We start from the raw sequence: 12598 nt of genomic DNA on the forward strand, positions 1-12598 counted from the left end.
ATCGAGCAACACGACGAATGGGACGGCGCCGACCGCCGATACTTCAGCGAGCACTCCATGAAACTCCTCGACACCACCGAAGAGGAGGTGGCGATCCCAGAACTGACCGCGGCATAATCACAACAGCTGACCCGCACGGTGTTGAGAAAATCCACCACACAGCGGGACGTCACCCGGGCGAGCGGAACCGGCACCCCCCGGTGGTACTTGCCGGGGGGCCAGCACCCGGGGCATTGATAGGGGGGGTATGTTTCCGCCCGGCTGATCGAGGGGGCCTGTCGTCGGCCGCTGTGATGGCCGCGCTGGGCGTCGGCGGGCGGTGGGGTGCGAGGGTTAGCGGCGGCGCCAGGGGCGTCCCCGGCCTCTGCCGTTCCAGGAGGGAACCAGAGGCCGGGGCGCCGGTGTACATGCCGCGTCGCCCACCCCTGGGCACCGCATGTTCACGCCGTCGGGGCATCCAACCCGCGCGTGCCCTCGCCGCCGGGGGAACGGAAACCCCGCGCGAGAACACGACCCGCGGTCCACTGCGGGTCGTGGCCCCCTGCGACACGGATTAGGTGCCGGGGGACGTGTGAGCGTGACGGCGATGTCACGGGGAGGTTAGGGGGCGCGGTGGCCCGTGGTGTAGTTGTGGCCCGCGCGGGCGAGGATGCCGCGCAGGTCGGCGATGGTCGCTTCGTTTGGTCGCAGGAGAAGGGCGGCGCCCATTCCCGGCGCGACGTGGGCGAGGTAGGCGGCGGCGAGCAGTTCGAGGACGTCGGCGGGGATGCGGTAGAACGCTTGCGCGATCGCGACGGCTGCGCCCCATCGACCTTCGTAGGCCTCAACGGCGAGGCCTGCGCCGAGTTGGATCAGGTCGGCGTCGGGGGTGCTGGTGAGGCTTGCCAGGATGTCGTTGTCTCGGACGGCCTGCACGAATGCGGCGCGGGCTTCGTCAGTGGCGCGGGTGGGGACCATGAGTGTCGTTCCTTCGGGATGGGGTGAGTTGGGGCGGGGCCTGGCCCCAGCCGTGGCGAGCGGCCGGGCTGGGGCCAGGCGTGGGCGTTACGCGCCGGTCGCGAGGCGGACGACGCCGCCGTGCTCGACGAGATCGACGGTGCCGTCCTCCCGGTCGACCGGGAGCGGCAGCGGCGTCACCGCGGCGAAGGTCGAAACCAGCGAGCGGTCAGCGGCCACGCCGCTGTCGTAGTCGTTCACGACGCGAATTGCGAACGGGACGGAGCCCTCGCGGTCCACGGGCGTTTTGATCGACGCGCCGTAACTGGCGCCAGCGGGCACCAGCGGGGCGCGGACGACCAGCGAGAACGCCTGCGGGATGAACGCCACGATGTCGTCGGCATCGAGTCGGGTGGACTCGGTGACCGTGAACCCGCGGACCGTCCCGTCGGCGTCGAACCCGGAACCGGTCGGCGCGTCGAGCAGGTCGGCGTAGACGTTGGACCCGACAGCGGCCTGCAGGGGAACCTCGCCGGGCACGCCGTTGCTGCGCAGGACACGCCGGGCGGCGGTGAACGCCTTGGCCGGGGTGGCCGCCGCGTAGGTGATCGATGTCGTCGCCGGGACGGCGGTCATGGCCGACGCGGTCAGCGCCTCAATCTTCGTCGCGATCGCACGGGCCTGCGGGCGCAGGACCTGAGCCGCGTAGTCGGCGATGTCCAGGGACAGGTCGCCCTCGGAGAGGATCGCGAGGTTGTAGAGGTGGTCCGACAGGGTGACCTCGATGTACTGCTCTTCGAGGTCGTCGGCGACCAGCGTGGTCGTCGTGTCGTAGATCCCCCGGGTGCGGGTCGGGATCGCCGCGGGAACCGGGATCCGGATCGTCGCGCCCTTGCCTGCCGAGAAATCGGCCTCGACGTCCCGACTGATCAGGGCGGCGAGGTTGAGGTCCACGCCGACGACCCGCGCCGCGATGGTCGCGACGTCGGGAAGGCGTTCGAGGATGGTGTTGCTCATGGTGTGTCTCCAGATGGGGAAGTGACGCGGTGGCGTCGTGTGAGTTGGATGGCACACGCCTGGTGTGGTGACGCCCTCTTGCCGACCTGCGGCTGACGTCGTGTGGGGGTCCTCGGGTCGTGGATCAGCGGCTGACGCGCGCCTGTCGCGTCGGATCTGATCCGGTGACCGTGGGGAGGTCGTGCGGCCTGTGAGGGCCGCACAGAGGCGCCTGGCGGGCGCCCGGTGGGCGGTTGCGGACACGGCCCCGTCGGGTCATGTCGTTTACACGCGCCTCGCTGATCGCCCATGGGCGCGCGAGGATGCCCGGCGATGCACCTACCCCCGTCGGGGTCGTGGCGTCTACCGGGGCGTCCCTGTCCTGGCCCGCGGGGCGGAACCAGGCAGGGGAAGTGTCAGGCCGCCTTCGTGAGCAGGGCGGCGGTCGCCGCTGCGATGCGGCGAAGTTCGGCGACGTCGTCAGTCTCTGCGGCGGCAGCAGCGTCGGCGGCGAGGCGCTCGCGCTGGACGCCGAGGGCTGCGCGAACACGTCGCATCCGGCAGGCGGGGGAGCAGGTGACGGCGTGGCTGCGCGCCGCCTGGAAGGGCTGATCGCACGCGGGGCATGTCTTGGTGTGCAGCGTCATTGGGTCACCGTTCTAGGAATGTGCAACGTGCGGTTCCATTAGGAATACGGTCCGCTTGCCCATCCCGCCGTGAGGGGGAGCGCTGCGCGCCCGGCGCAGGCCCAGGTGACGAATGTGACGAAAGTGACGCCCTCTCTATATCCCGCCCTAAAGAGAGGTCTTCTAGAAGAAGTAATAGAGAGTGACGTCACAACCGTCACATTCGTCACCTGCAGCGCGCCGGGACCGGTCAGCAGCCACCCCGGCGCCCGTCGCGGCGCCTACATGGCGCCCCCCCACCGGCGCCGATCAGGCCTCGCGGCCCTCCCGCGGCGCGCGCCGGGGTGAGCGTCCGGGACCGCGGGACTCGCCTTCGCCGGTCATCCCGGAGAGGACGGAGGTCAGGTCGGCCTCGGGGTCGACCGGCGCGGCCCGGTCGAAGTTCGTCGTGACGACGATGCGATCGGGCGCCCGGCCCTTGTGGATCTTCACCGTGACCAGCCCGCGGATTGCCTCGCGCTTGCGGTCGAAGTCGAGGGCGTCGTACCGGTCGAGAATGGCGACCCGGATCGCGTCCACGTCGGCGACCGAGATCGTGCGCGCGTCGCCGAGCAGATCCTGGAGCAGGTCCACCAGCATGGCGTCGGCGGCCTGCGCCGCGCGTACCGCCTGCAGTTCCGCCTCGATGGCGGTCCGGTCGCTGGTCAGGGTTCGCAGGCGCTCACGGGCGACGTCGTGGGGCAGGATGCCCATGTCTCGGTCCTCGGCGGTGGCGGTGAGGGCGCGGGTCAGCCGAGCATGCTCGGCGACCAGGACCGAGTGGTTACCGCCCCCCGCGCTGCGCTGGATCTCGCCGATCTCCAGTACCGCCGTCGCGACGCCCTCGCGGACCGCGGCGTCGGCCTGTTCCTCGACCATGTAGCAGTGGGCCGCCGAGGCGCGACAGATGTAGGCGTTGCGGTAGAACAACGTCGCGCCGCACGTGGCGCACGTCGCGATGCTCGACAGCAGATGCTTCGGGCTGTTCCCCGGCGTCGTGCGCCGCGTGGGGTCGTTCAGGACGGTCTGCACCTTGTCCCAGACCTCGCGATCCACAATCGGCGCGACGTGATCCGAGTCGTACGCCACACCGCGGTGGATGACGGCGCCGCGGTAGGCGGGATTCATCGCGATGTTGCGCACCTGGCGATTCGACCATGACGACGCCGTACCCGGCGGGACGCTCTCAGCCTGCAGTTCCCGCACGATGCTGCCCAGGCTGCGACCGTCCGCGACGGCGTCATAGATCCGCCGGACGATCGCGGCTTCGTCGGGGACGGGTGTACGGCCGTCGGGCTGCATGCCGTAGCGACGGCGCCCGGGGTTGGGGCGTCCGCGGGCGGCGCGGTCGGCGTTCGCCCGTTCCTGCCGCTCCCGTTTGCGGGAGGTCTCGAACTCAGCGAGCGACGCGAGCAGTTGCGCCCGGAACTTACCGTCGGCGGTCGTCGTGTCCAGGTCGCCCTCTAGCGTCGCGATCCCTACGCCGGTAGCGCTTAGCGTCAGGATGTCGTGAACGCTGCGCGCGAGCCGGTCCAGGTTGACCGCCACGACGACGTCGATCCGTCCGGCTTCGGCGTCGGCCAGCAGGCGCGCCCACTGGGTGTCCGCGTTGCGGGCCTTGGTCGCGCTCGTATCGTTGTCGCTGTAGACGTCCGCCTCGGCCCAGCCGCGGGCATCTACCAGCGAGCGGCAGCGGCGCAGTTGCCGGTCTATGCCTTCGTCCCGTTTGAGGGACTGCCGAACGTAGAGGCCCGCGCGTGTCGACTCCATACCAGGCAGACTAGGACACAGTTCGCACTTCTGGCAGCGGAATCGGCTCATCGCCGCTCTGTCGGCGGCGACCGTCGTGGTCGAGGCCGGCTGGCGGAGCGGCTCGCTGAACACCGCCGGTCACGCATCGGCACTCGGCCGTCCCCTCGGTGCCGTCCCCGGCCCCGTCACCAGCGCCGCGTCGGCCGGCTGTCATCGGTTGCTCCGCGAGTACGACGCGGTCTGCGTGACCGGGGTCGACGACGTCGCGGACCTGATCGGGGCCCTCCCCGCCGATCCGCCGTCGGAGCGCGCGACTGCCGACGCGACGTCCGTCGACACCGATTCCCTACGGGTGCGGGACGCTCTGAGCTCGCGCACGCCGCGCAGCGTCACCGCCATAGCGCGGCACACGGGTCTTGCCGAAGCCGACGTGACGGGATGCCTGGGCATGCTGGAACTGGAAGGCCGGGCACGTCGGACCCTGAACGGCTGGCTCCGGGGTGGATGAACCCGCGTGCGTCCGGAGCGGCGGTCGGACCCGCGTACGCGCGGTGCGCGATAGTGGACCTCATGCAGGTGCACGCCGCCGTCGAGGAGTATCTCGCCCATCTCTCCTCCGTGCGCCGCGTCGCCGATGCCACGCTGCGTGCGTACCGCTCCGATCTCGTCGATCTCGAACGGTGGCTCCCGGAGGTGCCGCTCGCCCACGTCACCCGTGACCACCTGCGGGATTGGCTCTGGGCGGCCACGCAACGGGGCGCGTCCCGCGCGACCCTCGCCCGCCGGATCGCGTCGGTCCGGGGATTCTTCACGTGGGCCGTCGAGACCGGGCGTGTGGGCGCCGACGCGAGCCTTCGGCTGACCGCACCACGGAGGGGCCGCACCCTGCCGCGGGTCGCCGCGGCGGACACCCTGGGCCGCGTGTTGGGCGAGCTCGCCCGTCGAGCCGAGGGCGGAGATCCGATCGCCTTGCGCGACCATGCCCTCGTCGAGCTGGTCTACGCCTCCGCGTTGCGGGTCGCGGAGGCGTGCGGTCTCGACCTGGACGCCGTGGACGCCGGACGACAGACCGTCCGGGTATCGGGAAAGGGCGGGAAGGACCGCGTGGTTCCCTACGGCGACGCCGCTGCGGAAGCCCTCGCCGCCTACCTGGTGCGGGGTCGCCCCGCACTGGCGGAACGCGGCGCGGGGGTCGCGGGCTCCGCGCTGTTCCTGGGGGCGCGAGGGGCGCGGTTGAACACCCGCTCGGCGTACGACGTCGTGTCGCGGCTGCTCGGCCACGAGATCGGGCGCACCGCCGGCCCGCACGCGCTCCGTCATTCGGCGGCCACGCATCTGCTCGACGGCGGGGCCGACCTGCGCGCGGTGCAGGAGATGCTGGGTCACGCCAGCCTCGGCACGACGCAGATCTACACGCACGTCTCGACCGAGCGGTTGCACGCGAGCTATCGCCGCGCCCATCCGCGGGCGTGAGGGCCCTGCGTCAACAGCACGGGAGAAGTACGGCTCGCGCGGGCGAGGACAGCAGAGAGAGCGGGTCCACGTACGCGCCCTGCACGCGGATGCCGAGGTGGAGCCGCCCGGGTGCTCCGTGACCTTCGGGAGTGACGGATCCGATCCGCGAACCGGCGTCGACGACATCGCCCGCCTCGACCGTCGGGTCGATCGGCTCCATCGAGCTCACCACTCCGTCGCCGTGGTCGATCGAGATCACCGGGCGATCGACGACGTGGCCGGCGAAGACGACCATGCCCGCCGCCGGCGCATGGACGGGGGCCCCCGGCGTCGACCCGATGTCGATCCCTCGATGCCCCGGTGCGTACGCGTGAGCCGGCGGTTCGAACGGGCGGACGAGGGCGGCAGGGGAGACCGGCCACGTCCATGACCCGGCGGCAGGTGCGGGAACAGCGGTGTCGGCATCAGGGGGATCCGCCGGGCTCATCCCCTGCATCGGCGCCAGCAGGACGGAGGCGGTCACGAGGACGGTGCGGAGCGCATGGGCGGTCATGTGAGCAGTCTGCGTCCCGGGATCCGCTCGTCGACGGCGTCTGCCGGATTCGGTGGAAAGGTCGACCCGGTGCGCCGTGGGGGAGGAGGGCCGGCTGATACACTGGCAGACGCATCCCGCTCGTCGGGATGACTACGCGTGCCCGAACGTGCGGCCAGCCGCACGTGGCGTTCCTCCCCTCGGTCCCTTCACGGGGTGGGAGTGCGCCGGGCACCAGGGACACCGGCCACCGGCTCGGTGCGAAACAACCGCAAGGGGCGACAACGCCCAGACAAGGAGTACGGCCATGGCCGTCGTCACCATCCGCCAGCTGCTCGACAGCGGCGTTCACTTCGGACACCAGACCCGCCGGTGGAACCCGAAAGTCAAGCGCTTCATCCTGACCGAGCGCAGCGGCATCCACATCATCGATCTGCAGCAGTCGCTGAGCTACATCGACAAGGCCTACGAGTTCGTCAAGGAGACCGTCGCCCACGGCGGCACGATCCTGTTCGTCGGCACCAAGAAACAGGCTCAGGAGATCCTCGCCGAGCAGGCGACGCGCGTGGGCCAGCCCTATGTCAACCAGCGCTGGCTCGGTGGTCTGCTGACCAACTTCCAGACCGTGTCCAAGCGTCTCGCCCGGATGAAGGAGCTCGAGGAGCTCGACTACGACAACCCGGCGGAGAGCGGCTTCACCAAGAAGGAGCTTCTGCTCAAGAAGCGCGAGCTGGACAAGCTCCACAAGTCGCTCGGCGGTATCCGCAACATGACCAAGACGCCGTCGGCGATCTGGGTCGTGGACGCCAAGCGCGAGCACCTCGCCGTGAACGAGGCGACGAAGCTCGGCATCCCCGTCATCGGTATCCTGGACACCAACGCCGACCCCGACGAGTTCCAGTACCCGATCCCCGGCAACGACGACGCGATCCGCTCGGTGAGCCTTCTCACCCGCATCATCGCCGACGCCGCCGCCGAGGGGCTCATCCAGCGTCACCAGCCCGCCGGCGAGGCGGAGCAGGCCGCCGAGCCGCTCGCCGAGTGGGAGCGGGAGCTGCTCGAGCAGGGCGCGCCGGAGCAGTCCTCGGCCGCCACCGAGGCGGTCGCCGATGTCGCCGAGGCCGAGAAGGCCGCTGACGAGGCCGTCGCCGACGAGCAGGCCGTCGAGGGCGAGGCCGCGACCGAGTCCTCGGCCGACGCCGCGGGCGCAGAGGCCGCGACCGACGCCGAAGCAGCCAAGTAAGCACGTCCATCCCTTCGCCGCGGCGGGAGCGTCTTCACGACGCCCCGCCGCGGCATCTGACACCGTCACCAAACAAGGAGCCGCCACCCATGGCAAACTTCACGATCGCCGACATCAAGACGCTGCGTGAGCAGCTCGGCACCGGCATGGTCGACACCAAGAAGGCGCTCGAGGAGGCCGACGGCGACCTCGAGAAGGCCGTCGAGATCCTGCGCCTCAAGGGTGCGAAGGGCAACGCCAAGCGCGCCGACCGATCCACCTCCGAGGGTCTCGTCGCGGCCAAGGAGCTCGAGGGCAAGGTCACGATCATCGAGCTGAACACCGAGACGGACTTCGTCGCCAAGAACGACCGCTTCATCGCGCTGGCCGATCAGGTCCTGGATGCCGCGGCCGCCGCGCACGCCGACTCGGCCGAGGCTGCTCTCGCCGCTCCCGCCGGTTCGTCGACCGTCGCGCAGCTCATCTCCGACGAGGCCGCGATCATCGGCGAGAAGGTCGAGCTCCGTCGCGTGGCGACCCTCGCCGGCGACAAGTTCGAGATCTACCTGCACAAGACCAGCAAGGACCTGCCTCCCCAGGTCGGCGTGGTGCTCGCCTACACGGGCGATGACGCGGAGACGGCGCGGAGCCTCGCGCAGCACATCTCGTTCGCGAACCCGAGCTACCTCTCCCGCGACGAGGTCCCCGAGGCCGATGTCGAGAAGGAGCGCGAGATCGTCACCGAGATCTCCCGCAACGAGGGCAAGCCGGAGGCCGCCCTCCCGAAGATCGTCGAGGGCCGTGTCAACGCGTTCTTCAAGCAGGTGTCGCTGCTCGATCAGGACTACGCCAAGGACAACAAGCTGTCGGTGGCTCAGGTCGCCAAGGACGCAGGTCTGACGCTCACCGGCTTCGCCCGGTTCAAGGTCGGCGCCTGACTCGCCTAAGGGCCCGCATCGTTCGCCGATGCGGGCCCTTGTCATGCCGTAGGTTGTCGTCAGACGAGAGGAAGACCGTTGATCAGTGAGTCCACCGGGCGCCGCCGCGTCCTGTTGAAACTTTCCGGCGAGGCGTTCGGCGGAGGCCAGCTGGGCGTGAACCCCGATGTGGTCGGTCAGATCGCGCGGGAGATCGCCGAAGCGGTCGATCGGGTCGAGGTCGCCATCGTCGTGGGAGGGGGCAACTTCTTCCGCGGCGCAGAGCTCAGCCAGCGAGGAATGGACCGTGGCCGCGCCGACTACATGGGGATGCTCGGGACCGTGATGAACGCACTGGCCCTCCAGGACTTCCTCGAGCAGGCGGGTGCCGCCACGCGCGTGCAGTCCGCGATCTCGATGACGCAGGTGGCTGAGCCGTACATCCCCAGACGCGCCGAGCGGCACATGGAGAAGGGCCGCGTCGTGATCTTCGGCGCCGGGGCCGGTCTGCCCTACTTCTCGACCGACACCGTCGCCGCCCAGAGGGCTCTGGAGATCGGCGCGTCCGAGGTGCTGGTGGCGAAGAACGGCGTCGACGGCGTCTACACGGCCGACCCGAAGAAGGACGCGTCCGCGACCCGTATCGACCGGATCACCTACCTCGATGCGCTCCAGCGTGGGCTGAAGGTCGTCGATTCCACAGCCTTCAGCCTTTGCATGGACAACAAGATGGACATGCGGGTGTTCGGCATGGAGCCCGCGGGGAACGTCACGCGCGCCCTTCTCGGCGACTCCATCGGCACGCTGGTCACGGCGTGACGCGCCCCGCTGAGTAGACTGAACCGACCCCAACGCGAAGGAGACACTGTGATCGCGGACGTCCTGGCTGAAACCGGAGAGCGCATGGATCGCGCCGTCGAAGCGGCGAAGGAGGACTTCTCCACCGTTCGCACGGGTCGGGCGAACCCGCAGCTCTTCCAGAAGCTGATGGTCGACTACTACGGTTCGTCGACGCCCCTGGCCCAGCTGGCCTCGCTGAACACGCCCGAGGCGCGCACGATCGTCGTGACCCCTTACGACAAGTCGGCGCTGAAGGCGATCGAGCAGGCGATCCGCGACGCGCCGAACCTCGGAGCCAATCCGGGCAACGACGGCAACATCATCCGGGTCACGATGCCCGAGCTCACTCAGGAGCGTCGCAAGGAGTACGTCAAGCTCGTACGGACCAAGGGCGAGGACGCGAAGGTGCATGTCCGCGGGATCCGCCGCAAGGCGAAGGACGACCTCGACGCGCTGAAGTCCGAGGTCGGCGAAGACGAGCTCGTCCGGGCCGAGAAGGAGCTGGACGCACTCACGCGCGCCCACGTCGACGCGATCGATGAGGCGCTCAAGCGCAAAGAAGCAGAGCTTCTGGAAGTCTGACCGACGCCATGTCCGATCGCTCGGGTGGCCCCGCGGAAGTGCCGGGGGAGCCGGCTCCGCCGCTGTCCCGCCGGCAGGCTGCGCGTGCGCGCGAGGCCGGCGAGCCGTCCGCGGCGTTCCAGGCTCACGTGCGCGCCGCACGCAGCGAGTTCGACAGCCATGTCGCGCACGCGCGGGCCGAGTTCGAAGAGGCCAATGAGCGGATCAAGCAGCGCACCGGACGCAATCTGATTCTGGCGATCGTGATCGCCCTCGCGATCGGCGCGGTGGTCCTGTCGACCCTGCTCTTCGTGAAGTGGTTCTTCCTCGTCTTCGCGCTCGGGGCCGCATTGCTCGGGGTCTTCGAGTTCTCCCGTGCGCTGTCCGCTTCGGGTCGCCGCGTCGACCTCGTCCCGCAACTGGTCGCGGGCACGGTCCTGGTGCTCCTGCCCGCGATCCTCGACCCGTGGCTGCACTGGGTGACGGTGTTCGCCGCGGTGGCCTTCGTGGTCGTGTGGCGACTCCTGCGCCAGATGGTCGCCGACGACGGGCGCCCCGGAGGCGCGATCCTCTCGGATGCTCTCGTCTCCGCGTTCGTGCAGCTCTACGTCCCCTTCTTCGCCAGCCTCTGCGTCGTCCTGCTCCGGCAGGAGGGCGGGCAATGGTGGATTCTCTCGTTCGTCATCATCGCCGTGGCGGCGGACACCGGAGCGTACGCGAGCGGCCTGGCGTGGGGACGGCATCCGATGGCGCCGAAGATCAGCCCTAAGAAGACGTGGGAGGGTTTCGCGGGAGCAGCCGCGGCGGCCGTGATCGCCGGTGTGCTCCTGGCGGTCTTCCTCCTGTCCCTGCCGTGGTGGGCAGGCATCGTCGTCGGCCTGGTGATTCTGGGCACGGCGACCGCCGGCGACCTCGGTGAATCGATGATCAAGCGCGATCTCGGCATCAAGGACATGAGCTCGTGGCTTCCGGGACACGGCGGCGTCCTCGACCGGCTGGACTCGATCCTCCCGTCCGCGATGGCGGCACTGGCCCTGTACTACCTCTTCTCCCCTCTGGTGATCGCATGAGTGACACGTCGTCCCCGATGTTCCCCGAGACGCGCGGCCGCGACCGGGGCTACGACAAGGGCGCCGTGGAGGATTTTCTCGCTCGCGCGCGCGTTGCTTTCGAGGACGCGGATGCCGGACTGACTGCGGCCGATGTGCGTGCGGTTGCTTTCCCGCTCGTGCGCGAGGGATACGTGATCGCGGCGGTCGACGCGGCCCTGGGTCGCATCGAGGACGCTTTCGCCCTGCGGGAGAGGGAGGCCGCACTCTCTTCGGACGGCGTCGAGGGATGGGTGGACCGCACCCGAGAGACGGCACAGGTCGTGCTCGATCGGCTCGCGCGCCCGCGCGGGCATCGGTTCCGCCGCGTCGGAATCCTGCGGTATGGCTACCGCGTGGACGAGGTCGACCTGGTTGCGGACAAGATCGCGCGCTACCTCGAGGACGGCTCTCCCGTGAGCGTCGAGCAGGTGCGCTCGGTCGCATTCCGCATGCAGCGCGGCGGCTACCACGAGGGCCAGGTCGACGCTGTTCTCGACGCGGTCGTCGAGGTCATGCTGGCCGTCTCGTGATGCTCCGCGCCGGGGTGACAGTGCCCGTGACCGCTCGGTAGACTCGGCGCATTGTGACCCCGTCCGACGAGCTGACCACGCGCCGCGCGTACCGTGATGCGGCTCGCACGGACTCGCCGACGTCGGGCGCACGGCCCCGAGAGACGGGACGTTCTGCGCCGCGGCGCTCGCGCCGTCGTGACGTGCTCGCGGTGTTGGGCGTCGTCGCGGTGACGGGATTCGCAGCCGCCTCCATCGGTCCTGCCGGCCTCGCCGTCGCCGAGGCGCCCTCGACGACCACGACCTCGACGGTCAGCCTTTACGCGAGCTCGCTGGCCGACGCGCAGGTCTCCGCGCAGAGCGGCGGCGACGCCGCGCCCGAGCCCGCCGTGCTGGATCGCGGGAACTACACCGTCTACGTCACGCCCACCCCGACGCCCGAGCCCGAGCCGGAACCCCCCGTCGAGACCGCAGGTCCGCCGGCGGTGGAGTCGGCCGCCTGGCAGCCGCCGTTCGTCACGCCCGATCCGGGTTCGGCCCAGGCGATCGCGTACGACATGGTCATCGCGCGTGGCTGGAACGACGACGAGTTCGCGTGCCTGGTCGCCCTGTGGAATCGCGAGTCCGGGTGGCGCGTGAACGCCTACAACGCCTCGAGCGGGGCGTACGGCATCCCTCAGTCGCTCCCCGGAGGCAAGATGGCCTCCGCCGGCGCCGACTGGGAGACCAACCCGGCGACGCAGATCACCTGGGGCCTCGGCTACATCGGCGCCCGCTACGGCGCGCCGTGCGGGGCCTGGGGGCACTCTCAGAGCGTCGGGTGGTACTGACCCCATGCCCCGTTCCCACCGTCGCCGCCCCGAGCCCGCCGGCGACGACGATTCCTTCGCCCGTCTGCTGGCGGGCTTCAGACGCACCGAGTCGAAACGGGGCGTCGAGTGGACGGTGCAGCCGATCTCGGCGGCGCAGGCGCAGAAGGCTTACGTCTGTCCCGGATGTCCGAACGACATCGTCCCCGGGACGGCGCACGTCGTCGTGTGGCGAGCGGCGGGCATCCTGGGGGACTCCGCCGACCTGGCGGGTCGCCGACACTGGCACACGCACTGCTGGAGGATCAACTGA

15 protein-coding genes are annotated in these 12598 nt (G+C 70.1%); 10 read left to right on the top strand and 5 right to left on the bottom strand.

The window, feature by feature from the left end:
* Window positions 1-600: 600 nt before the first annotated feature.
* The 4 genes from AB0O93_RS04645 to AB0O93_RS04660 form a co-directional block, all read right to left on the bottom strand.
* A complete protein-coding gene (locus AB0O93_RS04645) occupies window positions 601-957 on the bottom strand; it encodes a hypothetical protein (protein WP_363341028.1) in 357 nt (118 codons plus the stop codon).
* Between the two features lie 87 nt (window positions 958-1044).
* Window positions 1045-1953 carry a hypothetical protein gene (locus tag AB0O93_RS04650; RefSeq protein ID WP_363341029.1) on the bottom strand — a complete coding sequence of 303 codons (909 nt, stop codon included), beginning with the start codon at window positions 1951-1953 and terminating at the stop codon, window positions 1045-1047.
* Window positions 1954-2348: 395 nt separating this feature from the next.
* The gene (locus tag AB0O93_RS04655; RefSeq protein ID WP_363341030.1) at window positions 2349-2579 is read right to left on the bottom strand and encodes a hypothetical protein; all 231 of its coding nucleotides are present in this window, start codon (window positions 2577-2579) and stop codon (window positions 2349-2351) included.
* Window positions 2580-2867: 288 nt separating this feature from the next.
* Window positions 2868-4367, bottom strand: a complete 1500-nt coding sequence (locus AB0O93_RS04660; RefSeq protein WP_363341032.1) for a recombinase family protein — start codon at window positions 4365-4367, stop codon at window positions 2868-2870.
* Here AB0O93_RS04660 and AB0O93_RS04665 point away from each other — a divergent pair.
* Both AB0O93_RS04665 and AB0O93_RS04670 read left to right on the top strand, forming a co-directional pair.
* Window positions 4366-4857, top strand: coding sequence for a DNA-processing protein DprA (locus AB0O93_RS04665; protein ID WP_363341838.1), 492 nt, complete (start codon window positions 4366-4368; stop codon window positions 4855-4857). The genes AB0O93_RS04660 and AB0O93_RS04665 overlap by 2 nt on opposite strands.
* Before the next feature lie 62 nt (window positions 4858-4919).
* Entirely contained in the window at window positions 4920-5822 is a 903-nt protein-coding gene (locus AB0O93_RS04670) for a tyrosine recombinase XerC (RefSeq protein WP_363341034.1), read from the top strand.
* Window positions 5823-5832: 10 nt separating this feature from the next.
* Here AB0O93_RS04670 and AB0O93_RS04675 read toward each other — a convergent pair whose 3' ends face one another.
* Window positions 5833-6357, bottom strand: coding sequence for a M23 family metallopeptidase (locus tag AB0O93_RS04675; RefSeq protein ID WP_363341036.1), 525 nt, complete (start codon window positions 6355-6357; stop codon window positions 5833-5835).
* 286 nt (window positions 6358-6643) lie between these two features.
* On the opposite strand from AB0O93_RS04675, the gene rpsB reads away from it, so the two are divergent.
* The 8 genes from rpsB to AB0O93_RS04715 all read left to right on the top strand — a co-directional run bounded on the left by rpsB (window position 6644) and on the right by AB0O93_RS04715 (window position 12598).
* The gene (gene rpsB, locus AB0O93_RS04680; protein ID WP_363341038.1) at window positions 6644-7579 is read left to right on the top strand and encodes a 30S ribosomal protein S2; all 936 of its coding nucleotides are present in this window, start codon (window positions 6644-6646) and stop codon (window positions 7577-7579) included.
* A gap of 89 nt (window positions 7580-7668) precedes the next feature.
* The gene (gene tsf / locus AB0O93_RS04685) at window positions 7669-8496 is read left to right on the top strand and encodes a translation elongation factor Ts (RefSeq protein WP_363341040.1); all 828 of its coding nucleotides are present in this window, start codon (window positions 7669-7671) and stop codon (window positions 8494-8496) included.
* Window positions 8497-8574: 78 nt separating this feature from the next.
* Window positions 8575-9294: a UMP kinase gene (gene pyrH, locus AB0O93_RS04690; protein WP_053548317.1), complete on the top strand. Its 720-nt coding sequence runs from the start codon at window positions 8575-8577 to the stop codon at window positions 9292-9294.
* A 48-nt stretch (window positions 9295-9342) separates the two neighbouring features.
* The gene (frr, locus tag AB0O93_RS04695) at window positions 9343-9897 is read left to right on the top strand and encodes a ribosome recycling factor (RefSeq protein ID WP_363341043.1); all 555 of its coding nucleotides are present in this window, start codon (window positions 9343-9345) and stop codon (window positions 9895-9897) included.
* Between the two features lie 8 nt (window positions 9898-9905).
* Complete coding sequence (locus tag AB0O93_RS04700) at window positions 9906-10946, top strand: phosphatidate cytidylyltransferase (RefSeq protein WP_363341045.1); 1041 nt, start codon at window positions 9906-9908, stop codon at window positions 10944-10946.
* Complete coding sequence (locus tag AB0O93_RS04705) at window positions 10943-11497, top strand: DivIVA domain-containing protein (protein WP_363341047.1); 555 nt, start codon at window positions 10943-10945, stop codon at window positions 11495-11497. The genes AB0O93_RS04700 and AB0O93_RS04705 overlap by 4 nt, the downstream gene beginning before the upstream one ends.
* A 53-nt stretch (window positions 11498-11550) precedes the next feature.
* Window positions 11551-12306, top strand: coding sequence for a lytic transglycosylase domain-containing protein (locus tag AB0O93_RS04710; protein ID WP_363341049.1), 756 nt, complete (start codon window positions 11551-11553; stop codon window positions 12304-12306).
* Between the two features lie 4 nt (window positions 12307-12310).
* A complete protein-coding gene (locus tag AB0O93_RS04715; RefSeq protein WP_363341051.1) occupies window positions 12311-12598 on the top strand; it encodes a hypothetical protein in 288 nt (95 codons plus the stop codon).

It is taken from the genome of Microbacterium sp. NPDC077184, assembly GCF_040687055.1.
In the GTDB taxonomy this organism is placed as follows: domain Bacteria; phylum Actinomycetota; class Actinomycetes; order Actinomycetales; family Microbacteriaceae; genus Microbacterium.

Coding starts and splice junctions, on each gene's coding strand:
- AB0O93_RS04645 (WP_363341028.1), bottom strand. CDS start 957: ATGGTCCCCACCCGCGCCACTGACGAAGCCCGCGCCGCATTCGTGCAG.
- AB0O93_RS04650 (WP_363341029.1), bottom strand. CDS start 1,953: ATGAGCAACACCATCCTCGAACGCCTTCCCGACGTCGCGACCATCGCG.
- AB0O93_RS04655 (WP_363341030.1), bottom strand. CDS start 2,579: ATGACGCTGCACACCAAGACATGCCCCGCGTGCGATCAGCCCTTCCAG.
- AB0O93_RS04660 (WP_363341032.1), bottom strand. CDS start 4,367: ATGGAGTCGACACGCGCGGGCCTCTACGTTCGGCAGTCCCTCAAACGG.
- AB0O93_RS04670 (WP_363341034.1), top strand. CDS start 4,920: ATGCAGGTGCACGCCGCCGTCGAGGAGTATCTCGCCCATCTCTCCTCC.
- AB0O93_RS04675 (WP_363341036.1), bottom strand. CDS start 6,357: ATGACCGCCCATGCGCTCCGCACCGTCCTCGTGACCGCCTCCGTCCTG.
- rpsB (WP_363341038.1), top strand. CDS start 6,644: ATGGCCGTCGTCACCATCCGCCAGCTGCTCGACAGCGGCGTTCACTTC.
- tsf (WP_363341040.1), top strand. CDS start 7,669: ATGGCAAACTTCACGATCGCCGACATCAAGACGCTGCGTGAGCAGCTC.
- AB0O93_RS04700 (WP_363341045.1), top strand. CDS start 9,906: ATGTCCGATCGCTCGGGTGGCCCCGCGGAAGTGCCGGGGGAGCCGGCT.
- AB0O93_RS04705 (WP_363341047.1), top strand. CDS start 10,943: ATGAGTGACACGTCGTCCCCGATGTTCCCCGAGACGCGCGGCCGCGAC.
- AB0O93_RS04715 (WP_363341051.1), top strand. CDS start 12,311: ATGCCCCGTTCCCACCGTCGCCGCCCCGAGCCCGCCGGCGACGACGAT.